At 61.7% G+C, this 253-nt stretch carries 1 pseudogene; it reads right to left on the reverse strand.

The features are described 5' to 3' along the window. Positions 1 to 216: pseudogene (locus tag AC1RPV_RS08065) on the reverse strand (hypothetical protein); the annotation flags it as partial. Positions 217 to 253: the final 37 nt, after the last annotated feature.

Consider the following 253-nt stretch of genomic DNA (forward strand, 5'->3'; position numbering starts at 1 on the left):
GCGGTTCGGGTCGTACTCGAGACGTTCGACCTTTGCCGGGATGCCGTCCTTCGTGCGACGGAAATCGACGATACGGTAGTGCTGCTTGTGACCACCACCCTTGCGACGCGTGGTGATACGACCGTTGTTGTTACGGCCGGCGGTCGAGCTCTGCGAGTCGAGCAGTGCCGCGAACGGCTTGCCCTGGTGCAGGTTCTTGTTGACCACCTTGACCATCGCGCGGCGACCCGGCGATGTCGGCTTAACTTTAACG

It is taken from the genome of Dellaglioa sp. CoH-55-MRSF-9, assembly GCF_056782155.1.